The following is a 23,549-nucleotide window of genomic DNA, read 5'->3' as shown; positions in this document are numbered from 1 at the left end:
GGGGAAGGTGTTCCGTGTTACGTTCAGAGGTANCTATGTCAAGGACACTTTGAAAAAAAGGCCTTAAATTTTGATAATTAATATCGTATTCTTCCGTTAAGGAGGAGATACGACAAAAGAACCAGTAACTCTTCTGCCTCAGAAAGTTACTGGTTCTTAAATTTTATCCGTGTCTTAGATGTATTTATGAATAGAAGTTTTATAAAGTCTATTGATAGCTTTCAAGTATTTATGTTGGGGGAAGGTGTTCCGTGTTACGTTCAGAGGTATTGTAAACAATTGGATGCTTCACAATGGCAGTGGTTTTATGAACAGATGTTGGAACCTGTTACCTTTGTCACGGACACCGCTTACCTTTTCTATGTACTAAAATGGATTTTAAAGTATGATTTTGACGATTTATCCTATGCTGTGTATTTTCAAGATATTATGGATCCCGAATGTAATCCGCAGTCACTAATCAAAGATGAGTGGTTGCCGGTACTGTGGAATCGCTACGGGCAGCGTTTGAAGAAAGAATTATTCGGAATCCGTTGTAGCTTGAATGATGAATCGGTCACTGACGTCATTGGTGATGACGCTGCTATATTTTAAGTGGGTATTCGCCTGTTTTCAAAAACTCTGCATATTGATTAGGAGAGAGCTTTGCTAGTTTCCATTGATACCGGTCATTATTATAATAATCCATGTAGTTATCAACTACCTGGCAAAGCTCCGCAAAACAACGGCAGTTTTTCAAATTGATTTCATCCTTCATATGCCCGAAAAATGATTCCTGCGGTGCGTTGTCCCAGCAGTTACCACGTCGGGACATGGATTGCCTAAGTTCCTTATCTTTTAACAGTTGCCGGAAAGAGATGCTTGTATAGTGACATCCTTGATCAGAATGGATGATGGCATCAGTCTCTAAGCTATTACCATGCGTTTCTAGTAGGATTTTGATTGTTTCTAATACAAAATCGACTTCAAGTGATTCACTTGGAACGTATGCCAGCACCTGTTTCGTGTAGCCATCCTTTATGACAGAGAGATAAGCCTTACAGCCATTATTGTAATAAAGATATGTTATATCTGTAAGGAGTATTTTCCCGGCACCATGTTTATCAAATTCACGATTTACTATATTTTCTGATACGGCATCTGTCTTCAATGCTTTAGCCATTCTTCTGTATGGGTTTGCCTTTCTGATTGGACAAAACAAATTGAACTTTTTCATTAGGCGACTGATTTTCTTTTGGTTCATCCTTATACCCATATGCAGAAGGCGCATATATATGCCGCGTCTGCCTTTGTCATATCCTCGAAAACGATATGCTTCCAATATCAATTCAAAATTCTTTTTATCCTGCTCATCTTTATTTCTGCGTTTCTCTGCTGAGTTCAGCCAGTTGTAATAGCCACTTCTAGAAACACCTGCCGTTTCACAAAGCCAATTGATATTAAGCTCATTGTTATCTCGCAATGTCATTTCTTCGATGTGTCTGAATTTTTCTTCTGGCGTTGCTTCTGGTTTTCCTTCCACTCTGCCTGTCTGTCTAGAAACTCTGTTTTTTTTAGAAATTCATTCTCTTGTTTTAGATACCTTATTTGATGCTCCAACCGTTTTATTTGGTCGGCATCTGATAATTCCTTAGTGGAAGGACGACCAGAATTTTTACCTCTCAGGTCTTGATAGCCATCTATTCGTGCTGCATAATCCTTAACTCTTTGAACCAGACTGTCCTTTCTCCTTTTACCTAAAAGAGTCGGATCAATTCCCATATCACGCAGAATAGCAGATGGTCCTTTTCCAGATTGGTACTCCTGATAAAAACGTTCTTTAAATTCTTTTGTGTAAGAAATATTTGTTTCACTTACTTTCTCGATCAAAGGATTGGACCGTAGTTGATTTTGTTGTTCTTNCTCCTGATAAAAACGTTCTTTAAATTCTTTTGTGTAAGAAATATTTGTTTCACTTACTTTCTCGATCAAAGGATTGGACCGTAGTTGATTTTGTTGTTCTTCTGAAAATTTGTTTTTCCCCATTTTACAACCTCACCTGTTTGAATAATTAAACTATAACAAAAAAAAGACCCTGCAAAACAGAGTCAGTAAAAAAATTCAAGGACAAGCCTCTTTTTTTAAACTGTCTATTTTACAGGGTCCATTTTAAAATGTGTTTTAGCTCTTTGTATTTTTATTTTATAATCAGAATTTATAAATTTCTAACTTGAAAACTGTCTAGCTCCAGGCGCCATCGGCTCGATCACTTCAGTCAAGCAACGGACTTCAATAACTACTTGAATAACGTCTCTGAATAGCTTCATGCAGCTTTGCTTCGAGGAAGCCTACTTCGAAGCAAAGCTGTCAGACGCAGAAGCACATAGATTGCGGTCAAAGAGCAGACCGCTACTTACCGACCTTCCAGTGTTTGTCGCCGATAGGCGGGCGCCTTGCGTTTTTCTTACAAGGTAAGAAAGTATAAAATTTCTAACTTAGAAACTGTCTAGCTTCAGCGCCTACGAGCTCGGTCACTTCAGTCCTTTTCGGAAGCCAAAGAGCGGCTTCTGTCAAAGGCCTTCCAGTGCCTATCGCTCGTGACCAAGGCGCTTGCGCTTTTCTTTTGTTAGAGAAACTATTTTGCTAGACTCGAATTTAGGGATCCAGTCACCGTGAGCTTCAATTAAGTCATCACACATCGCGATGATGTCGTCCATCGATAATTCAGCTGCAGTGTGAGGATCTAGCATTGCTGCTTGGTAGAGATGCTCTCTATTTTTCGTAACGGCTGCTTCGATCGTTAATAGTTGTGTATTAATATTTGTTCGATTTAGTGCTGCTAACTGCTCTGGAAGATCTCCCACGTAACATGGGGTAATGCCGCTTCGATCAGCCACGCATGGTACTTCAACAACTGCTTTTTGTGGAAGATTACTAATTAATCGTCCTGTATTTAAAACATTCCCTCCAAATTTAAATGGAACATTTGTCTCGATTGCTTCAATAATACGAGAACCATATTCATGAGAACGAGTATGCGTGAGTTGTGAATTGTTGACGATATCATCGCGCATTTTTTCCCAATGTTCAATTTGTTCTACACAACGACGTGGGTATTCATCAAGAGGGATATTAAATTTTCCGATTAGTTCTGGATAATTTTTCTTAATGAAATATGGATGATACTCAGCATTATGCTCAGAGGACTCTGTTACATAATAGTCGAATTTATCCATTAACTCGAAGCGAACCATGTCATCGTGTTTTGTTTGTTGTTTTTCTCTTGCACGGCGTTTAATTTCTGGATATAAATCTTTACCGTTACGTTTGACTTCAAGAAGCCAAGCCATATGGTTAATACCAGCAATTTTTTCTTCAATTCCGTCATGATCCATACCTAAAGATTCGAATAAGTGCTCCGTACAAACTTGCACGCTGTGACATAATCCGACTGTATTAACATTTGTGTAACGTAACATTGCTCCTGTTAATGTGGCCATTGGATTTGTATAGTTTAAAAACAGAGCATCTGGACAAACTTCTTCGATATCTTTCGCGAAATCCCACATAACTGGAATTGTGCGAAGTGATCGGAAAATGCCACCAATCCCGATTGTATCGGCAATGGTTTGGCGAAGACCGTATTTTTTAGGGATGTCAAAATCTATGACTGTACTCGGTTCATAGCCGCCAACTTGAATAGCGTTAATAATGTATTTTGCTCCTCTTAAAGCTTCTTTTCGATCAGTATAGGCTTTCACTACTACATTTGCTTTTAAACTTTCTTTTAAATTTTTTAACATACTTTCAGACTCTTTTAGTCGTTGCTCATCAATATCGAAAAGTGCGAACTCAAATCCAGCTAAAGCTGGAACAAACATGCAATCACCAAGAACATTTTTTGCGAAAACTGTACTTCCTGCTCCGATAAACGTAATTTTTGACATAGTGTACCTCCTGAATTATAAATAGTAAACAAGTTAAAAAATTGCTTTAATATGCGGTTGGTTCTCTCAAGTTTAATTTCTTGTTACTTGTTGTTATAATAATCATAAAACGCATATAATTTTACTTCAACGGTAAGTTAGTGTGATTGGAGGGTAAAATATTGTCTTTTATTTGTGAGTGGGAAGATGGGCATTACGGAACATATGGTTTTCGATTTCAGGACGTACTTCTAAACAGTGTGGCGAATATATGGGTGATTGGTAGAGATGTGAAAAAGCCAGATGAATGTTATGATTGGCATGGTTTACAGCGGAAAGATGTTGGTACATATGTTTTTCAATATACTTTGGCAGGATCAGGGAGACTAGACATTAATGGGGAAAGCTATTCATTAGAGGCAGGGGAAGCGTTTATTGTTGAAATTCCGAGTGACCACCGTTATTACTTTCCTAGTGATAGTAAAGGTTGGGAATTTATATTTATTACGTTAGTGGGAAAAGAAGTAGCCGCTTGCTGGCGGTATATGATGGAACAGAGTGGACCTATACTGAAAGTACCACCGGATTCTAAGTTAATTCAACTTTTATTGAAAATTTATCAAGATACGATGGACCAGAAGATTACAGACGCATATTGCGCATCTTCAAAAGCCTATGAGTTTATTATGGAGTGTTATCGCTTTATAAAAAATATAGAAAAAGTAACGAAAGGTTTCTCACAGGAGATTACAAAAGCTATATCCTTTATTCAAACGCATTATCACGAACCAATTGCGCTAGATGACATAGCAACTGTATCAGGTTTCTCAAGGTATTATTTTATTAAACAATTTCAACATCAACTTAATTTAACGCCAATGCAATATCTTACAAAAATTCGTATTCAAAAAGCAGCAGAATTACTTCGTGTAACAAATTCACCTGTTACAGAGGTTGCTACTCAAGTAGGTTTTGCAAATGCTAATTATTTTAATAAAGTTTTTCGGAAAGCAGTTGGAGTGTCAGCTGGGACGTTTCGTGATAGTAAGGGTGTTGTTGAAATTGATCATTTAATTATAGAATAGTGTCTTTAGAAGGTTTGATCAAAGAAAATCCCACTCTTAAGGGGCAATAAGACCTCCACGGATTGAAGTTCAGCTTTATTGACATATTCATTAAATGATATGTTGTTTTTGGATTGGCCTTCCAGAAAAGGTTGTTAAGGTAGTTCGGGTAATATCTAGCAAAGATTGAAGCTGCATTCTTTACAACTACTAATAACTACTTTATAATAACTCTCAGAACAAAAAAACGAATATGAAACAATTAGGTTTCTTACATTTTTAAAATGTAAGATGAAAAGGGAAGTTGGTGAAAGTCCAACACGGTCCCGCCACTGTAATCGTTGAGGGAAGCTAACATATCTCCACTGTGTTTATTCATGGGAAGGAGTAGCTAACTGTTGAAGCGTAAGTCAGGAGACCTGCCTAGTCTGTTTTTTAAGCTCCTTCGAGGAAAAGGATGTTTAAAGTACATAATAGTAATCTATAAATCTAGATTACTACTCTGTCGTGCTATCTTTAATTTAGATATAGCCTACATATTGTGCTTTTACACGAACGCTTTTCTTTTTTGGGAATGCGTTTTTTTGTTGTACTTTAAGAAAGTTTAATTTTTAAAAGGGTTAATAAGTATAAGAAAAAGCAGGAGGCGATTGATAAAATGACGAAACAAATGTTAAAAAGCTTTGGATTTCTATGTTTTATATTATTTTTAATGGCTGCAATCTTAGTAGGGTGTGGTACAACAGATAGCGGTAATCAACAAGATAATGCAGCTACTACTGAAACTCAAAATGATAGTGTAGCTGAATTTCCTGTGACGATCATTGATGATGCAGGAAGAGAAGTAACGATCGAGGAAGAACCAAAGTCGATTGTTTCTATACAAGCAAGTATAACAGAAATTTCTTATGCCCTTGGCTTGGGCGATAAAATGGTCGGTGTATCTGATTGGTGTAATTATCCTGAAGAAGCACTGTCTGTTGACAAAGTTGGTGGACAAGATATGAATGCTGAATTGATCTTAACATTATTACCAGATATCGTTCTAGTAACCGATTATCATCATCGAAATCATGAGGGAATCTTAAACCAATTTGAAGAAGTTGGGATGAACGTGATTGTCATTGGTAGTAAGTCAAACTTTGATGAAGTTTATGATTCAATTGAATTAATCGGTAAATCTACTGGTACATCAAAAAACGCAGAAGAAATTATTACTGATATGAAACAACGTCATAAAGAACTGAAAGAGAAAGCAAAAGCTGTTACAGATCAAAAGAAAGTATGGGTAGAAGTTTCTCCTGCTCCAGATATTTTTACGACTGGAAAAGGAACATTTATGCATGAGATGCTTGAATCTATTGAAGCGATTAATGCTGCGGGTGATCAAGAAGGCTGGGTTATGCTAACCGAAGAAGAGATTGTTCAATTAAATCCAGACGTGATTATTACAACTTATCATCTTGAAAATCTTCAAGGAGAAATTACATCGCGTCAAGGGTGGGCAGACGTATCTGCTGTGAAAAATGGACAAATCTTTGATGTCGAAAGTGATACGGTCATCAGACCAGGTCCTCGTTTAATTGAAGGAGTGGAAACACTTGCGAAGCAAATTTATCCAGAAATTTTTGAGTAGTAACGTTATTTGGCTTTATATAGTAACCGGAGGGTTTGTACTTTGTACAGCCCTCCTTGGTTTATTAGTAAGTAGTGTTAGTATTTCTCCTTCTACCATTTTAACGATTATTACAAAAAATGTATTTAACCTAAACTTTGGTGAGGAGCTTCCAACGAATGTAGAGATGATCATTTGGAATATTCGTTTACCAAGAGTGCTACTAGCTTTTTTGGTGGGAGCTTCCTTATCGCTAGCAGGGGCAGCTTTTCAAGGGTTGTTACGTAATCCGTTGGCAGACCCTTATACGATTGGGGTTTCATCTGGAGCTGCTTTAGGGGCTGTACTTGTATTGTTTTTTCAAGTGACGATTGTTGGATTGGGAACCTTTACACTTCCGGTAGTTGCAATTTTTGGCGGGTTTATTGCTTTATTTATTGTATTTGGTTTAGTTAGATTAAGTAGTAGAAGTCTTGCAATTGAGACAATTATTTTAGCTGGGATTATTGTCAGTGCATTTATTGGTTCTGTTATTTCCTTAATTATTTCACTAGGTGATCGGGATTCTATGACACAAATTATTTATTGGTTATATGGTAGCGTGAGTATGAGGGGCTGGAGTCATGTTCAATTAATTATACCCTTTCTCATTTTTGGAACACTTATTTTACTTATGCATTACCGTGAATTAAATGCCCTGGCTTTAGGTGAGGCAGCTGCAGAGCATATAGGTGTGAATGTAAATAGAGGTAAAACAATGATACTGATAGGTGCATCCTTATTAACTGGATCAGCGGTTGCAGTTTCGGGATCGATTGGCTTTGTTGGTCTCGTTATTCCGCACCTTGTTAGACTTGTAACTGGTCCTAATCACCGACACGTACTCCCCTTATCCCTATTTACCGGAGGGGCATTCCTTATTCTCGCTGATTTGGTTGCTAGAACCATCATTGCACCGAAGGAATTACCAATTGGTGTCATTACCGCGTTAATAGGCGCACCAGTTTTTGCTTTTCTGTTAATAAGAGAACGAATCGGAAAAGGTAGGTAGGTTATCATGATTTCGATAAAAAATATTGCAGGTGGATATTCTAATACGCCTATTATTAGAGAAATTAATCTTTGTATCGAAAAAGGAGAATTCTTCACGTTACTCGGTCCAAATGGGAGTGGGAAAACGACTCTTTTTAAGTTGGTCACTGGCCAGCTTCCTCTACAAAAAGGAGATATCTTAATTGCAGGAAAAGAGCTCTCTTCCCTTTCATCCATTGATAAAGCTAAGCATATGGCTGTTCTTTCTCAAGAAGCGCAAGTATCTTTTGATTATACAGTTGAAGAAATCATTAGCCTTGGTCGTTATCCTCATCAAAAAGGCTTCTTAAAAAAACTTTCACCTCTAGATTGGCAAGTTATTGAAGATGTCATGGAGATAACAAAAACGAAGCAACTTCAAAAGTCTCAATTTCGACTGATTAGTGGCGGGGAAAAGCAACGAGTTTTATTAGCGAAGGCACTCGCTCAAGAGCCTGAAATTTTACTTTTAGACGAACCTACAAACCATTTGGATATAAAACATACATTTGAAATGCTAGATCTATTAAAAAAGTGGCAGAAAAAAAAGCAACTAACGGTTTTTGCTATTTTGCATGATTTAAATGTAGCTTCACTTTATTCAGATCGAATTGGTTTACTTCATCATGGACAATTACTTGAAGTTGGTGATATTAATACGTTACGAAAAGAAGAGCAGCTGCAAAAGGTTTATGATGTCCAAGTAAAAACACAGTCGCATCCAACGGTTCCCAAACCTCAGCTTCTGATGACCCCGACTTATGTAGCAACACATGAGTTAAGTGACTTTAGTCAATCGTTTATGATCAAACAAACCGAAACATTGATCCATATTGAATTTAATCAACCACTACGAACCATTTCCAATGGAGTGATCGGGGATGGGATTCAGTGGAAAACACATTTTTGTAATTTCCATGTTGAAAAAAATTATGATTCCCCTGATCCGAAAAAAGATATTCAGATGTGGCTAGCAGACTATCATATTCCTTACGAGCAAACGGTTGGAATGATGACGGCGGTAACCTTAGAGGATATGGTTATAACTACGAAACAATTAGGTGATATTCACATCATGGCGGCCGTAACATCTGGTGTCGGAAATGCTATCGATATTACTGCAAAACAAGAAAAGAAAATCACTAGTAGTATAGGAACGATAAATATAATGGTTTTTATTGATGATCATTTTACTGATGGTGCTCTCGTGAATGCGTGTATGTCGGCAACGGAAGCGAAAGTGAGAGCTCTTTTGGACCTTCAAATCAAAGATCCCTATACAAATACACTTGCTACAGGTACTTCCACTGACAGTTTGCTTATTGCTGTTACGCAAAATGGAGAAAGAACACCGTATGCTGGTTCAGGGACAGTAGTGGGCAAGGCGATTGGAGAAGTTGTTTATCAAGCTACGAAGGAAGCAACATGTAACTATCTTGAAAGGGTAAAAAAGAATGATGATTAATGCTCTATCCATGTTTCAAGAAACTAGTCTTCTAGGTTTCGTACTATTAATTGTTGTTGCTGGAGTTATCGTAGATTTAGTAATAGGTGACCCGAGATGGCTACCGCATCCTGTTATTCAGATCGGAAAACTTATTTCAGCTCTAGAAAAGAGATGTAATCAAGGGGGAAAACGTAGATTAAAGGGTGTAATGCTTACAGCGGTAGTAATTACAATTGTTTTTGTCGTTACGTTTTTGGTTGTTCGTTTCGCCTACCAACTTCATTTTTTTGTAGGGGTACTGGTAGAAGTCTATTTCATTTCAACTACTATTGCTATTAAGGGGCTTCGTACAGCTGGTTTGGAAGTTTATATACCGTTAAGTCAAGGAAACTTGAAAGAGGCGAGAACGAAATTGAGTATGATTGTAGGGCGAGACACGAAAGACTTATCGGAAAGTGAAGTCGTAAGAGGGACGGTAGAAACTATTGCTGAAAATACAGTAGATGGAATTACGGCTCCGCTTTTTTGGGCAATGATTGGCGGCGCCCCGTTAGCAATGGTTTACCGAGCGATTAACACATTGGATTCAATGGTGGGATATAAAAATGAACGTTATAAAGAATTTGGATGGGCATCAGCAAAGACAGATGATATTGCAAATTGGTTACCAGCACGTCTTACTGCTTTCTCGATGATCACCGCTTCTTTTTTTATTAAAGGTTCAAAAATAAAGCATGCGTTAAAGATTACCTTAAGAGACGCAAGAAAGCATCCAAGTCCAAATAGCGGTTGGCCAGAAGCAATGGTTGCGGGTTTAATTGGTGTTCAACTAGGTGGAGTAAATTACTATCATGGTCAAAAGTCTGTACGTGCAACAATGGGAGATCCTTTAATGAGGTTGAGGAGTAACCATATTAAGGATGCAATTCTTTACATGCACGCAGGATGGTTCGGTTTTATCGTCATGTTAATAATGATCGTTCTTGTAATTGAAAAAATGAGTTGAGGTGAAAGAAATGAAGTGGCCAAGTCATGGTGGACAGCCCCAAGCAATGAAAAAATTATGTAATATAGAAAATGATAAAGAAATCCTTGATTTTAGCGCAAATTTAAATCCTTTAGGGCCACCCACCTGGTTAAAGGAAGAGATCATACAAAATCTAGATAGTCTTACTTGTTACCCCGATCCATCATACTCTCGTAGTAGTAGTTGTATCGCTGAATATGAAGGAGCTTCTAATGGTCAAATTTTGCTCACGAATGGTGGGGCAGAGGCTATCTTTTTAGCAGCAAAATTATTTGAAGGCAGAAAAGCTATTATTGTTCAACCTACCTTTATAGAGTATGAACGAGCATGTATTCATTATCAAATTGTAACAGAAGATGTGTTTTTAGATGAAAAAAGTGATTTCCAACTTCCTTTACAGCAGATTTTTGAAAAAATGAAGGAAGTGGATGTTATCTTTCTTTGTCGCCCTAATAACCCAACTGGAACAGTCGTCGATGAAGAAAGTTTGAAACAGTTATTAAACGAAGGTCGAAACACAGGAACATATATAGTTGTCGATGAAGCGTTCGTAGATTTCCTCCCTTTTTCGATCCCTTCTTTAACACGATGGTTAGCCTCTTATTCAAATTTGATTTTACTTCGGTCTTTAACGAAAATGTATACGATTCCTGGACTTAGACTCGGCTATGTCTTAGCTAATAAAGAAGTTATTGAAAAAATGCGAGAGGCACAAATGCCGTGGAGCATAAATGCTTTTGCAGATGCTGTTGTTCCTAGGTTACTAGAGGATCGTACTTTTATAGAAAAAACACACCACTGGCTTAAGTTGCAATCTACTTATCTTTTCGAAAAGTTAACTGATTTAGATTTTTATTGTTCAACTTCAAAAGTTAATTTTTATCTCCTTAGGGATAACCTTAATCCAAATAGAACTGATGAACTGTTTCACTATCTATTTCTACATGGAATTTTAACGAGACATACACATAACTTTAAGCGACTTGAAGGGGAGTATTTACGTATTGCTATTCGTTCAGAAGAGGAGAATAAACAGTTACTATTTTATCTTCAGAAATGGAGAAATGAGCAATGATTGTATTTATCTCGGGAGGAGCAAGATCAGGTAAAAGTAGTTTTGCGGAGACACAAGCACTTTCTTCATACAATAATTCGAAAGATATTGATCCAAAATCAAAGTTAACCTACATTGCAACTGCTAAAAAAGTGGACATTGAAATGAAACGACGAATTCAAATTCACCAGCAAAGTAGAGCGAATTGTTGGCACACCTTAGAGGAACCATATGACATTTTCTCCATTCTATTAAATGCTAGAGAGGGTGATGTTATTTTGCTTGATTGTTTAACGATATGGTTAAGTAACATGATGTTCGATTTGAATTATGACATAGAAAAATTAACGAAAACAGTTGGAAATTGGGTAGAAATCGTTAAGCAAAAACAGATAGTTTTCTTTATCGTTTCTAATGATGTAAATGAGGGCTACCCTCTACCATATAAAAGTGTTCATAATTATATATATTATTTAGAAAGTTTGCACCAATTTATCATTAATAATGTAGATCAGGCGATTCAATTGATTGCGGGCATCCCAGTTTATTGGAAGGGGGAAGTGAAATGAAACAATTTATCTACGGATTTTTATTAGCCGTTCAATTTTTATCTCGGTTACCAATTCCGGTCGCTTGTCCATGGAACAAAGAAACGAGTAAATGGGCACTTAGAAATTATCCTGTTGTAGGGTTATTAATAGGGACAATAATTAGTCTTGTGACTATTTTTCTCCAAAGCTACTTACCTTTAGCCATACTAGTGTTACTCGTGCTTACGTTATGGGTTTGGCTTACTGGTGGATTACATCTTGACGGTTGGATGGATGTGGCCGATGCAATTGGATCAAATGCTCCATTAGAAAAAAAGTGGATCATTATGAAAGATCCTCATGTTGGGAGCTTTGGTATCTTGGCACTCGTATTTTTACTCGCATGGAAGGCTACCCTTTTATACTTTCTGTTAGACATTTCCTATCAGTTCATTTACGTCTGTATGATCATTATCGCCTTTTCGCGATTTTCTGCAGTGTCCTTATTGTTTTTTCTCCCTACTGCCAAAAAAGAAGGTTTAGCTTGGGAATGGAAAAGTAACTTAAGTGGTTTAGACATTTTCATAGCAGTATTACCGATGTGTGCAGCTTTTGTTTTCTTTCCAAGTTATTTTTTTGTTTTACCAGCCTACGTTTTATTTATTGCGCTTTACGGAGTATGGGTAAGACAAGTGTTTAAAGGAATTAATGGTGATTTATTAGGAACGGCTATCGAAGGAGGAGAACTATGGGGACTTGCGATCGCTTGGATTTACTTCTCATTCGTCATGGTGTGACTGATTGGAACAAACAAAAACGTTATTTAGGACATACAGATATTGGTCTATTGCAAAGTGAATTGGAAACGCTAGATGGTTTGAAAAAGCAAATATATGGTCAACCATTTAGCTACGTATTTTCTAGTGATTTACGACGTTGTCAGGAAACGCTTGATTATTTAAATGTAAAGATGTCAGTAATAGTAGATGAGAGATTGCGAGAAATTAACTTTGGGGATTGGGAAGGAAAAACATATGATGAGCTAAAGTGTGACGCTAATTATCAAGAGTGGTTAAATGATTGGGAACAATCCTCTCCACCAAATGGTGAAGCGTGGTCTGAGTTTACTTCAAGAATAGACTTGTTTTTAGATGAATTAATAAAACGAGTTCAAAAAGAACAGAAAAATAAGTTTCCAATTGTAATGGTGACTCACGGTGGTGTTATTCGTTATTTATTATTAAAATTTTATGCATCTCGTACTCTTTGGGATTTCCCTGTTGAACATGGAAAAGCGTTAAAATTGTCATTAATTTGGCAGAGAGGAGAATGGATATGCAACTCGTTGTCGGTGGTGCCTACTCAGGAAAGCGAAAACTAGTGAAAGCGCAATATAGAAAACATAGTTGGCTTACAGCTTATGAAGGAGATTTATTGTGCGATTGGAAAACTAGCTGGGCTGAAAATTCAACGTTAATTTTGGAAGGGTGGGAAATTTGGATAGCTAATGAGCTAAAAAAAATGGACGATGATGTAGAGATAAGGAAAAGGTTTCAATCCCTAATAAATGATTTAAAGGTAAAGGAGCAAAAAAGGAATGATACCATTGTCATCATTATGCTAGAAGTAGGCAGAGGAATTGTCCCTATTAATAAGGAAGAAAGAAGAGTAAGGGATTTATTAGGCTGGCTTTTACAGGACGTAGCTAATCATGCAAATGATGTACAATATGTATGGCATGGGTTAGCTAAAAAAATAAAATAATCCGTAGCAAAGTGAATAATTGAGTCGCGATCTATTCATGTGTAAAAATCCCACCTAAACCCGTTATAGGTGGGATTTTTTGGGGTTTATTCTCCTAACAATGGGTCGATATGGTCGTTATAATCAGGATATATATGGGGATGGAGAATATTGGCGATCTTATTCAATCCAACTAATAAACGCGGTGATGGTCGACAAAACAAATGCTCTTCTAATATATATAATTGTTGGTTTTTAATCGCATCCATTTGTTCCCACTCAGGACGTTTTAGAATAACCTTCGGATTAACTTTTCCCTTTTGTACGCCTACCCAGGCAACACAAATGACATCAGGATTTCTTTTTCTTACATCTTCCCAGTCTGTTTTTACACTCTCTTGATTGTATTCATCAAACACATTTTTACCACCGGCTAGTTCGCTTATTTCGGTTAACCAATTGTTAGCACCAGGGGTGAAAATCGGTTTGGCCCACCACTCCCAATACAGGGATTTAGGCACAGTCACTTGTTTTCTTAAAGAGCGATATTGTTCAATTATAGAGTTATATTTTTTGAATAGTTCTTGTGCCCTTTCGTATGTATTTGTTGCTTTTCCAACAAATAATAAACTTTCGCCAACCTGGGATAACGTTTTGGGATTAGGGACAATAATATAAGGGAGTTTCCGTTCCTCTAACTCTTCGATATTTCGTTCCATCCCTGGTACAGAGAGAGACGCTATAACTAAATCTGGTTGCAGAGCTTCTACTTTTTCCATGTCTATTTTTAAATCGGGCCCTAACCTTGGTAACTCGGTCATTTCTTCTGGTAAATCTGAAAAGTCATCGACTCCTACTATTGAAGAAGTTAGACCTAAGTATAGTAATAATTCGGTGTTACTTGGACAAATTGATATTATTTTCAATGTTTACACTCCTATATTCTGTTAATTTAGAAAATACTAACTTCCTACTATTCTACATAAACCTCCCGTCTTTTTATTATAGTAAGAAGATTAACTAATTTGTTGTTCCGCTTTTGAGATATACTCTCTTTTTTTGCTGCCTTCTCTCGTTCGAGTTGCAAGATAAATACCTAAAACAGCCATAAGACCGCCGAAAACTTGAAACCAAACTAATCTTTCACCTAGAAAAATTATTGCAAAAACGGTGGTGAAAACAGGAATGAGTGGAAGGAAGATGCCGGCTTTTCCAGGGCCAATTTGACTAACTGCACTATTCCAAGCAAGGAAAGCTACGATGGAAGCAAGGATACCTACATAACTGATTGTCCCAAAGGATTTAATGCTCCAGACAGTTTCCTTAGTAACAATTACGTTTTCCCATAAGAAAAAAGGGAATAAAATAAATGTACCGATGACTAAAGAAGCAGCGAAAGAACTAAGTGGAGGTAGCCTGTTAGAATGATACTTTATCGTAACCGAATAGAGTGCCCATAGAATGACTGCGATAATGACGATAACATCCCCTATATTAAAGGATAAAGTTAGTAGAACTTCTAATGATCCTTGCGAAAAAATAACCATGACTCCAGAGAAAGAAAGAATGATTCCAAGTAGTTGATTTCTCTTGAGCTTTTCTTTTAATAAAAAATAGGAAAATGTAGCAATCATCAAAGGGGCTGTCGTATTAACTAGTGATGCATTTATGGATGTCGTATAATGAAGTCCTACATATAATAAGGTATTGAACCCAGCTACTCCTGTTAAAGCCATTAAAAATAAAAACTTTACATTTGCTAGCAAAATTTCTTTTTTATCGACTATTTCTTTCCAAACGAAGGGAATGAATACAAACGCAGCAACAACCCAACGCCAAAAAGCTAGTGTGAAAGGTGGCAGCTCATCAACAATTGCCCGACCAATTACAAAATTTCCACCCCATATCATTGTAGCTAGTATAAGTAGTAAAATGGGAGATTGTTTTAAGATTTTGTTCATATAGTAAACCTCAATTCCTAAATTTTCTTCATCCCTTAATGTTACACGAATACTTAAAAATTCTAAATAGATAGAAATGTTTAATCAACTTACTTGGTTAATATATTGTCAATAAATTTTGGAAGTGTGATAAAATTAAACTATGTTTATGAATATCATAAAACAAAATTTTATGCTACTAATATGCAATATCTAGTTTATCAATTGTATTATCTAATGCTTTAAAAATGTATAGTTTCATTTCAAAGTGCGGCACATACTATAAAAAAGTTACACAAAATACTAAGAGTAACTTGTGCCCTCTATTTTTTATGCAAACTTTTAATTCGACAAAATATATCAATTTTCGAACGCTATTTACATTAGTTAGGAGGAATAATGTGTTTTCAAATAATGTATCTTTAAAGCGGTTATTTGAAGTTGGCGTTTTCTTGCTTATTATACTAATCGCATTTCATAGTTTTCTTCCATTATCAATGGATAAAAAGAAACACGAAAGAGAAACAGCTGAAAGTTTAGAAAATGTCATTGCCCTTCAACATTTATTTATAGAAAAGTGGTTAGAAGAAAGAGCAAACGATATTCGAACGCTAGCTTTTTCTCCGGTTGTAAAAGCGGTTGATAAAGAAAATATGAAGCCTTATTTTCGCACGTTTGTTGAGAATAATGTAGATTTCACCTCACTATTGTATGTGAACATGGAAGGTATTGCCGAATATGATACGAGTATTGAAGAGGTACCGTATACGGATGTTTCTGATCGGGAGTATTTTATCGAGGGGAAAAAAGGGAATGAACACATTTCTGATGTCCTTACTGGCCGCATCACAGGGGCTAATATAATTGTCTTCTCTGCACCTATTTATAATCAAAGTGATAATTTCCAAGGTTTAGTTTTAGGTACTGTAGTATTAGATACCCTTGATGAATTAATGAACCGACTTGAGATAGGTAATACTGGAGAAACCTTTATAGTTGATAAAGATGGCACATTAATTACTAATAGACGAAATAGCTTAAAGAGTGTTGAACTATTTGAGGAACAAAGTGATAAAATACAAATTCCTTATGAGCTTTTACAAAAAGCACAAAATAATGAGGTTGTTAATTATTATAAAAACTATCAAGATGAAACAGTATTAGGAACATATAAATGGGCAAATAACGGTAATTGGTTAATAATTGGTGAAATTAAAAAAAGTGAAGTATTTACTTCTTTCTATCGTATGATGTTTTACACAATATTTATTAGCGTAACGATTTTAGTAATCGCGTATATTTTCATAGTCGTCGTTTATAAAAAGATTTCTCAATCGATTGATTATGTATTAAATGGAGCGCAACTAATTAGTAGCAAAAATTATGTTACGCAAATTGATAAGGATGTGATAAAGCAAAGTCCGGAAGAGTTTCGAAAGCTTTGTGATGTATTTAACGAAATGGCAGTCACAGTTAGAACGACCATTCTTGATTTAGAAGCTTCTGAAGAAAAACTAAGAGACAGCAAAGATTATTTAAGTCTAATCGTAGAAACGATACCGAGTGGTGTAGTTGTCTTGGATAACAAAGGGAAAATTACTTTTGCAAATAGTACAGCAAAGAAAATACTGCACATTAGTTTGGATGAAATTACGAAACGCTATTATAATGATCCACAATGGCGCATAACCTCTCTTGATGGAGGAGAATTTCTAGATGAAGAGTTACCATTTTTTCAAGTAATGAAAACAGGAAAGGTAGTACACAATATTGTTCATGGCCTAACTAAAAATGATGGAGAACGAGTTATTGTTTCTATTAATGCTTCCCCTTTGTTTGACAAAGATCATAATATAACTACAGTTGTTGCGGCAATCTCAGATATTACCGAAAGGACAATTTCAGAAAATAAACTCCAAGAAGCAAATAGGAAGCTCGACGAACTCTCCAGAAAAGATGGGTTAACCGAAATAGCAAACCGGCGTCATTTTGATGAAACTTGCAAAAAAGAGTGGCAGAGACATGCCAGAAATGGAAAACCGTTATCTATCATTCTTTTTGATATAGACTTCTTTAAGGCTTATAATGATACGTACGGTCACCAAGAGGGTGATGAGTGTTTAAAAAACATTTCAAGAACTGTGGAAAATATATTGAAAAGACCAGGAGATTTAGTAGCCCGATATGGCGGTGAAGAATTTATTATTATATTAGCAGAAACAAATGTAGAGGGAGCAGGCTGTGTCTCTGAAAGAGTTCGAAAAGAAATTGTAAATTTACAAATCGCACATTCTACTTCTAAGGTAAGTGAGTTTGTCACGGTAAGTGTCGGGTTTGCTACGACAATTCCGGACAAACGAACTAGTTTTAAAGAGTTAATTGAAAAAGCAGATCAGGCATTATATGATGCCAAAAGTAGTGGGCGGAATATCGTAAAATTCTTTGAGGAAAAATAGTGGACTAACATTAGCTGTAGTTTTTATCCCACTCTTAAGGTGCAGTAAGCCCCCCACTGATTGAAGTTCAGCTTTATAGTAAATATAAACAGAAATACTCGAGAGTAGCTGTAACTCTCGAGTATTTCTTTTGTTTATCCCACTCTTAAGGGGCAAGTAAGACCCCCACCTCTAAGCGTAGCGTAGGTGGGAACGTCCATTCAGGTGGAGTTGAGACTCCATCTGAATTTCCGATGTTCTAGCGAAGCTAGAACGAGTTCTCTGAAAAGTGGGCCTTATTACGAAAATCGTTAATACGTGCTCGAGTTCAAATAGTATACAATCGTTGAAGATATCTCATAGAATATTTCATATTTTTAGAAATGTTCGTTAATGAGTTGTGTATAATGAAAGAAGAATACAGAAAGAAGTTGAATAAATGTGGCAAATTTTCTATGGAGAATCACTGCTTTATTATCTATTTGGATTATGGTCTTATTTGAGTATTGGGATGTTTTAATAGGTGAAGCAGGGTTTATGTTTTTATTAGGTTCTTTTTTTCTTATCTATTTTATTAGACCAATCATGCAACAAAAACTTTTCAGCCATATCCTACTGCTAGTAATATATTTAGTAATACATATCGGTTATTTAGGAGTTCAATCAATTTCTGCTTGGTTTATTTATTATTTTTTATTAGCTGAACCTTCTATATTTATTAAAAATAAACAAGGGCAATTTTTTATTGGTTTAACTCTACTGATTAGTTTTTTTCCTTATTTTTTTTCGGGATTAAATTTTTTGATAGTCTACCACATGATCCTTGTTTCTCTTATTGCTCCAAGTTCATGGTACATGTATAACAGGTTGAATGATCTTAACGAGAAAGAAGAATTATATACTGAAATGTTTAAAGAATATAGAGTATTAAAGCGTCAAGCATTTGAAGTGGAAAAAAGCGCGAGATCTGAGGAACGGACAAGGATTGCACGGGATATGCATGATTCTGTTGGACATAAATTAACGGCTTTAATGATGCATTTAGAAATTCTTGAACATTCGTTTGGTGAGAAGGAAAAAAAAGGTGTTAGACAAGCGAAGGAAATGGCACGTGATAGTCTACAAGAAACGAGAAAAGCTGTAAAAGTATTACAGGTTGATGGTGTAGGAGGGATGAGCTCTGTTCTTCAGCTAATTCGAAAATTAGAATCTGAAACTCATATCCGTGTTCATTTAACGACGAAAAAAGGAGTTTTATCAGCTCCGTTAACAAATGACCAAAATGTAGTCATTTATCGCTTTATTCAAGAATCCTTAACGAATGCGATGCGACACGCACAATCAAGAGAAGTAACAGTAACATTACAAATATTAGGTGATCATACAATGAAATTAGAGGTTGCTAACTGTGTTTATGATCATGCCCCATTTAAGGAAGGATTTGGTTTATCTGGACTAAGAGAACGGTTTGAAGCTATTGACGGAACGTTAGTAGCTCATCAAATAAATGGATTCTTTTATTTAACGGGAACTTTTCCAATTAGGGAGGGAAGATGATGAAGAAGATCTTACTTGTTGAGGATCAGCATTTAGTGAGACAAGGTCTAAAGTTAATGATTGAACAGCGTGAAGACTTTAAAGTGGTTTCTGAAGCATCAAATGGAGAAGAAGCTGTGCGATTGTTTGATGAAAAAAGTATAGATATCGTTGTTATGGATATCCGAATGCCGAAGATGAATGGGCTAGAAGCGACAAAGCAAATTAAAATACGCCATCCAGAAGCAAAAATTCTCATGTTAACAACTTTTGATGATGATGAATATGCAATTGAAGCACTGAAATATGGAGCATGCGGTTATATGCTAAAGGATACAGACGGCAGCCGGCTTATTGCGGCAATTGAAAGTTGCTTAACGGGCGGTATGACTTTAGACGAAAGTGTAGCAGCTAAAGTTGTACCACGTCTTTTAAAAAAAGAGGTACAACAAAACGTTGAAATCCCTTTAACGAAACGTGAATATTCGATTGTAAAGCTAGTTGGTGAAGGAAGAAACAATCAAGAAATAGCTAAATCACTCTGTTTATCTGTAGGGACAGTAAAAAACCATATTAGTCATATATTAGATAAATTGGAGCTACGTGATCGGACCCAGTTAGCTATTTTTGCAGTTAAAAATGATTTAATCAAGTGATTGAAATAGACTTCTTGAAAAACCATGACGAAGTGGATGTGACTTCCGTCATGGTTTTTCCTGCTATTAGTGACGGAGTGGACTATTTTTTCAAAAGAAGATCAATTAAAATAATCTCAGTTAGAAAACATTGTATATGAGTCGAATATCTAAGTCTTTAAAGTATGAAGGGAGGCATAAATGGTGATTGAAGCCGTTGAGTTAGTCAAAAGTTATAAAAAAGTGGAAGCAGTGAAGGGAGTCAATTTATTTATCGAGAAGGGGGAAATTGTTGGATTACTCGGTCCTAATGGTGCTGGTAAATCTACAATTATTTCAATGATTTCTTCGTTAATAAAACCTACAAGTGGAGATATCCTCGTAAAGGGGAAGTCAGTTGCAAAAAACCCAAACGAAATTCGTCCGATTCTTGGTGTCGTGCCGCAGGATATCGCGCTCTTTTTAGAATTTACAGCAAAAGAAAATATGTATTTCTTCGGTAGGGCTTACGGGCTAAGAGGAAAAAAGCTAACTGAGAAGGTGCAAGAGATACTTGAATTAGTTGGTTTAACTGAAAGGCAAAATGAACAAATTAAAACTTATTCTGGTGGGATGAAACGCCGATTGAACATAGCTGTAGCACTTCTTCATGAACCTGAAATGATCATTATGGATGAACCTACAGTTGGGATTGATCCACAGTCGCGGAATTACATTCTTGAAACGATTCGTAATTTAAATCGCGAGAAAAAAATGACGGTACTTTATACAAGTCACTACATGGAAGAAGTCGAGTATCTTTGTGACCGACTATACATTATGGATCGCGGCGAAATTATTGTATCGGGGACAAAAGAAGAAATCAAAGGAATTCTATCACAAGAACAGACCGTTGATATAAAAGTAGAAGAGGATTCAGAGATGTTTTATCAATCATTAAGGAAATACCCTGGTATTTCATCTGTTACTATAAGTAACCAAATTATCTCGATAATTGCTCCCAAAAAAGCTCAATTGTTGGAGGATATTATTGAAATAGCGAAAAATTCCGGGACGAAACTACTATCTTTTGAACTGCAGACCCCAAGTTTGGAAGATGTATTTCTACATCTTACTGGTCGAAAACTTCGTGATTAGAGAGGTGGTATTTAAATGTTTTGGAATTTATTAAAAAAGGACTTACTGCAGCTACTCCGCGATCGTAAGGAGTTAGTGATCCTAGTACTAATGCCGATCGTATTAATTTCTATTCTTGGATTTTCTCTTCGTGGCATGATTGAAGGTAGTCAATCGGATTTCACTATTGATGTCGCTGTTGTAGATGAAGGGAATTATGATGAGCAAAGAATTGAATTTGAAAAACTATTAGAAGAAATAAATCTTCCTATTGAAGTGCAAGAAGTTCTGCTTCAATTAAGTGAAGAGCTATCTATCCCTGAAATGCTGGTCGATCGTGTATTCACAGAGGAACTTTCAGATTTTATCAAGCTTGAAAAAAATCGTAGTTTAGAAGATTTACAGAGTACAGGGGAAACAGTCGCCATTGTTCATTATCCTGAAGATTATCGGTTAACTACGTGGAAAGCAATGTTTTTAGATGGGGAAGATCCACTTGCTTTAGAAGTCTATTTAAATGAAGAGGAAGCTTTTCAAGCAAATATTATTTCAGATATCATTGAGTCATTTTATCGTCAGTTTAACATAAATACCGCTCTTGGAAAGGGGGGAGCTGACCTTGAACAATCAAATTCCCCTATCGAATTTCAATTTGAAAACATAGGTGCAATGACTCATTTTGAAAATTTAAAACCAGTTACATCCTTTGACTATTATACGATTGGAATGGCGGTCATGTTTGTCCTTTATGCTGCCACTTACGCAGCGGGATATGCCTATACTGAGAAACAGACCTTTGTGTTTGACAGAATGCTTCTTGCAAACATAAAGCCTTGGGATTACGGGCTAAGTAAATGGGCCTCCACTTCATTGATCGCATTTATTCAATTATGTGTCATATTTGGAGTTAGTGCTGTTTTCTACAATGTTCATTGGCCAAGTCTAGTAAACTTCTTGGTTGTCACGGTCATTCTTAGTGCAGCAGTAGGCTCATTAGGTGTATTGATCACAGCTCTTTGCTACAAATTCGAAACAAATAGATTAGTTGATGTTTTTTCTGGCGGAATTATTTCAATCCTGGCGTTTTTAGGCGGGAGTTTTACACCTGTAAATATTTTTTCGGAAAGCCTTTGGAAAATAGGAAGCTTAACCCCAAATGGTAGTGCGTTACAATCCTATTTACTTGTGATGAGAGGTGGAGAATTAAGTAGTGCACTATCTGGATTGATTAGTAATTTCATCTTAAGCATCCTACTCGTTCTCGTTTCAGTTTGGCTTTTTCCGAAAAGGAGGATGAGTTAAATGTGGACGATATTTTGGAGTCATCTTCGTTCTTTAAAGCATCAGCCAATGCTGATTTTAGGGATGATCGGCTTAACCTTTGCTTTTGCAACTGTACTCGGTCAAGGAGATTTCAGTGTTACATCCGTACCTGCATATACAGAAGGGCTAACTGATGAACAAGTCGAGCAATATAGCGAGCAATTAAATCAGCACGAAAAATTCAATATAGTAATTGAAGATCAAGAAAAGGTAGAAGCAAAGTTAAGACAAAACGTTGCAGAAATGGCACTTGTACTAAAAGAGAATGATTTTGAAATTTTACAAGTAGTAGATTCGCAAAATAGTCGAGCGCTGCATACGCATGTTTTTTCCTTTTACCAAGAACAAATAATTGTTACCGAAATGGTTGAACATTTTGGTGAAGATCAAAAGATGTTAAAAGAAACGGTTGTCGAAGCACTAGAAAACCCTGTTCTCACCATTCAAGAAAAGACGTTCAAGGGCACTTCTGAGTTTTTATATGACCAAGGATTGCAAGCGTTATTTGGCTTTAGTTTGTTTTTTGTCATTTATTCGGTGATGTTTACGATCAGTACGATCGTAATTCAAAAACAAGAAGGAATATGGGATCGTATTATTTTGTCTTCAATTAAAAAATCTCAAATATATGCAGGGCATCTAGGATTCAGTTTTATGTTAGGTTATAGTCAAGTGATCATCGTGTTCTTGTTATTTAAATTACTATTTGATGTAGATTTTTATGGTGGTTTTGTTATGACGCTAATAGTTGTCATTCCATATATTTTTGCGATCGTTTCAATAGGTGTCTTAATTGGTAGTTTAGCTACAAACCATCAGCAATTAAATGTAATCATTCCTCTTGTTTCTGTAAGCTTTGCGATGCTTGGTGGAGCATATTGGCCTATTGAAATTGTCACATCAGATGTAATGCGTTTGTTAGCTAGCTTTGTACCAATAACATACGGGATGGAGCTGTTAAAGGGTGCAACATTGTTACAGTGGGATGTAAAGCAATTTTTATATCCAGCAGCCGTATTGTTTGCAATGGGGATCATTTGTATGGGGATAGGATTAAACTTAATGGAAAGAAAACGGGCATAAGAGTTGAAATTTCACTAGCTATGCA

General features: G+C 36.2%; 22 protein-coding genes and 1 riboswitch. Of the genes, 17 read left to right on the top strand and 5 right to left on the bottom strand.

Annotated elements, in window-relative coordinates:
• Window positions 1-279: 279 nt before the first annotated feature.
• Complete coding sequence (locus BKP45_RS00850; RefSeq protein WP_139193712.1) at window positions 280-594, top strand: hypothetical protein; 315 nt, start codon at window positions 280-282, stop codon at window positions 592-594.
• Here BKP45_RS00850 and BKP45_RS00845 read toward each other — a convergent pair.
• From BKP45_RS00845 to melA, 3 genes are all read right to left on the bottom strand, one after another.
• Window positions 584-1,522: an IS3 family transposase gene (locus tag BKP45_RS00845; RefSeq protein WP_139193711.1), complete on the bottom strand. Its 939-nt coding sequence runs from the start codon at window positions 1,520-1,522 to the stop codon at window positions 584-586. The two genes, BKP45_RS00850 and BKP45_RS00845, sit on opposite strands and share 11 nt — an antisense overlap.
• On the bottom strand, window positions 1,465-2,025 hold the full coding sequence (locus BKP45_RS23445) for an HTH domain-containing protein (protein ID WP_139193710.1): 561 nt from the start codon (window positions 2,023-2,025) through the stop codon (window positions 1,465-1,467). Before BKP45_RS23445 ends, BKP45_RS00845 begins: the two co-directional genes overlap by 58 nt.
• Before the next feature lie 542 nt (window positions 2,026-2,567).
• Window positions 2,568-3,926 carry an alpha-glucosidase/alpha-galactosidase gene (gene melA / locus BKP45_RS00835; protein ID WP_071387976.1) on the bottom strand — a complete coding sequence of 453 codons (1,359 nt, stop codon included), beginning with the start codon at window positions 3,924-3,926 and terminating at the stop codon, window positions 2,568-2,570.
• Window positions 3,927-4,087: 161 nt separating this feature from the next.
• Between melA and BKP45_RS00830 the strand changes: the two genes are divergently transcribed.
• The 10 genes from BKP45_RS00830 (at window position 4,088) to BKP45_RS00785 (ending at window position 13,477) form a co-directional block, all read left to right on the top strand.
• Window positions 4,088-4,990: an AraC family transcriptional regulator gene (locus BKP45_RS00830; protein WP_245747356.1), complete on the top strand. Its 903-nt coding sequence runs from the start codon at window positions 4,088-4,090 to the stop codon at window positions 4,988-4,990.
• A gap of 226 nt (window positions 4,991-5,216) precedes the next feature.
• A riboswitch (cobalamin riboswitch) is annotated at window positions 5,217-5,410 on the top strand.
• A gap of 217 nt (window positions 5,411-5,627) precedes the next feature.
• Window positions 5,628-6,605, top strand: a complete 978-nt coding sequence (locus tag BKP45_RS00825; RefSeq protein WP_245747355.1) for an ABC transporter substrate-binding protein — start codon at window positions 5,628-5,630, stop codon at window positions 6,603-6,605.
• On the top strand, window positions 6,571-7,635 hold the full coding sequence (locus BKP45_RS00820; protein ID WP_071387975.1) for a FecCD family ABC transporter permease: 1,065 nt from the start codon (window positions 6,571-6,573) through the stop codon (window positions 7,633-7,635). The genes BKP45_RS00825 and BKP45_RS00820 overlap by 35 nt, the downstream gene beginning before the upstream one ends.
• 6 nt (window positions 7,636-7,641) lie before the next feature.
• Complete coding sequence (locus tag BKP45_RS00815) at window positions 7,642-9,120, top strand: adenosylcobinamide amidohydrolase (RefSeq protein ID WP_071387974.1); 1,479 nt, start codon at window positions 7,642-7,644, stop codon at window positions 9,118-9,120.
• The gene (cbiB, locus tag BKP45_RS00810) at window positions 9,110-10,108 is read left to right on the top strand and encodes an adenosylcobinamide-phosphate synthase CbiB (RefSeq protein WP_245747354.1); all 999 of its coding nucleotides are present in this window, start codon (window positions 9,110-9,112) and stop codon (window positions 10,106-10,108) included. The genes BKP45_RS00815 and cbiB overlap by 11 nt, the downstream gene beginning before the upstream one ends.
• Window positions 10,109-10,118: 10 nt before the next feature.
• The gene (gene cobD / locus BKP45_RS00805; RefSeq protein WP_071387973.1) at window positions 10,119-11,204 is read left to right on the top strand and encodes a threonine-phosphate decarboxylase CobD; all 1,086 of its coding nucleotides are present in this window, start codon (window positions 10,119-10,121) and stop codon (window positions 11,202-11,204) included.
• Complete coding sequence (locus BKP45_RS00800) at window positions 11,201-11,752, top strand: bifunctional adenosylcobinamide kinase/adenosylcobinamide-phosphate guanylyltransferase (RefSeq protein ID WP_071387972.1); 552 nt, start codon at window positions 11,201-11,203, stop codon at window positions 11,750-11,752. The genes cobD and BKP45_RS00800 overlap by 4 nt, the downstream gene beginning before the upstream one ends.
• Window positions 11,749-12,510 (top strand): adenosylcobinamide-GDP ribazoletransferase, encoded by a 762-nt coding sequence (gene cobS / locus BKP45_RS00795; RefSeq protein WP_071387971.1) that lies wholly within the window; start codon window positions 11,749-11,751, stop codon window positions 12,508-12,510. The genes BKP45_RS00800 and cobS overlap by 4 nt, the downstream gene beginning before the upstream one ends.
• On the top strand, window positions 12,462-13,094 hold the full coding sequence (locus BKP45_RS00790; RefSeq protein WP_084787492.1) for a histidine phosphatase family protein: 633 nt from the start codon (window positions 12,462-12,464) through the stop codon (window positions 13,092-13,094). Before cobS ends, BKP45_RS00790 begins: the two co-directional genes overlap by 49 nt.
• Entirely contained in the window at window positions 13,049-13,477 is a 429-nt protein-coding gene (locus BKP45_RS00785; protein WP_071387969.1) for a bifunctional adenosylcobinamide kinase/adenosylcobinamide-phosphate guanylyltransferase, read from the top strand. The genes BKP45_RS00790 and BKP45_RS00785 overlap by 46 nt, the downstream gene beginning before the upstream one ends.
• An 86-nt stretch (window positions 13,478-13,563) precedes the next feature.
• Here the strand turns inward: BKP45_RS00785 and BKP45_RS00780 are convergent, their stop codons facing one another.
• On the bottom strand, window positions 13,564-14,382 hold the full coding sequence (locus BKP45_RS00780; RefSeq protein WP_071387968.1) for a cobalamin-binding protein: 819 nt from the start codon (window positions 14,380-14,382) through the stop codon (window positions 13,564-13,566).
• 90 nt (window positions 14,383-14,472) lie between these two features.
• Window positions 14,473-15,417, bottom strand: a complete 945-nt coding sequence (locus tag BKP45_RS00775; RefSeq protein WP_071387967.1) for a DMT family transporter — start codon at window positions 15,415-15,417, stop codon at window positions 14,473-14,475.
• 380 nt (window positions 15,418-15,797) lie between these two features.
• Between BKP45_RS00775 and BKP45_RS00770 the strand changes: the two genes are divergently transcribed.
• The 6 genes from BKP45_RS00770 (at window position 15,798) to BKP45_RS00745 (ending at window position 23,524) form a co-directional block, all read left to right on the top strand.
• Complete coding sequence (locus BKP45_RS00770) at window positions 15,798-17,852, top strand: sensor domain-containing diguanylate cyclase (RefSeq protein WP_071387966.1); 2,055 nt, start codon at window positions 15,798-15,800, stop codon at window positions 17,850-17,852.
• A gap of 420 nt (window positions 17,853-18,272) precedes the next feature.
• Window positions 18,273-19,388: a sensor histidine kinase gene (locus tag BKP45_RS00765; RefSeq protein ID WP_071387965.1), complete on the top strand. Its 1,116-nt coding sequence runs from the start codon at window positions 18,273-18,275 to the stop codon at window positions 19,386-19,388.
• Window positions 19,388-20,023, top strand: a complete 636-nt coding sequence (locus tag BKP45_RS00760; RefSeq protein WP_071387964.1) for a response regulator transcription factor — start codon at window positions 19,388-19,390, stop codon at window positions 20,021-20,023. Before BKP45_RS00765 ends, BKP45_RS00760 begins: the two co-directional genes overlap by 1 nt.
• Window positions 20,024-20,203: 180 nt before the next feature.
• Complete coding sequence (locus tag BKP45_RS00755; RefSeq protein WP_071387963.1) at window positions 20,204-21,139, top strand: ABC transporter ATP-binding protein; 936 nt, start codon at window positions 20,204-20,206, stop codon at window positions 21,137-21,139.
• A gap of 15 nt (window positions 21,140-21,154) precedes the next feature.
• Window positions 21,155-22,420: an ABC transporter permease gene (locus BKP45_RS00750; protein ID WP_071387962.1), complete on the top strand. Its 1,266-nt coding sequence runs from the start codon at window positions 21,155-21,157 to the stop codon at window positions 22,418-22,420.
• Complete coding sequence (locus tag BKP45_RS00745) at window positions 22,421-23,524, top strand: ABC transporter permease (protein ID WP_071387961.1); 1,104 nt, start codon at window positions 22,421-22,423, stop codon at window positions 23,522-23,524.
• Window positions 23,525-23,549: the final 25 nt, after the last annotated feature.

It is taken from the genome of Anaerobacillus alkalidiazotrophicus, from assembly GCF_001866055.1.
This window is presented reverse-complemented; position numbering and strand designations above follow the sequence as displayed.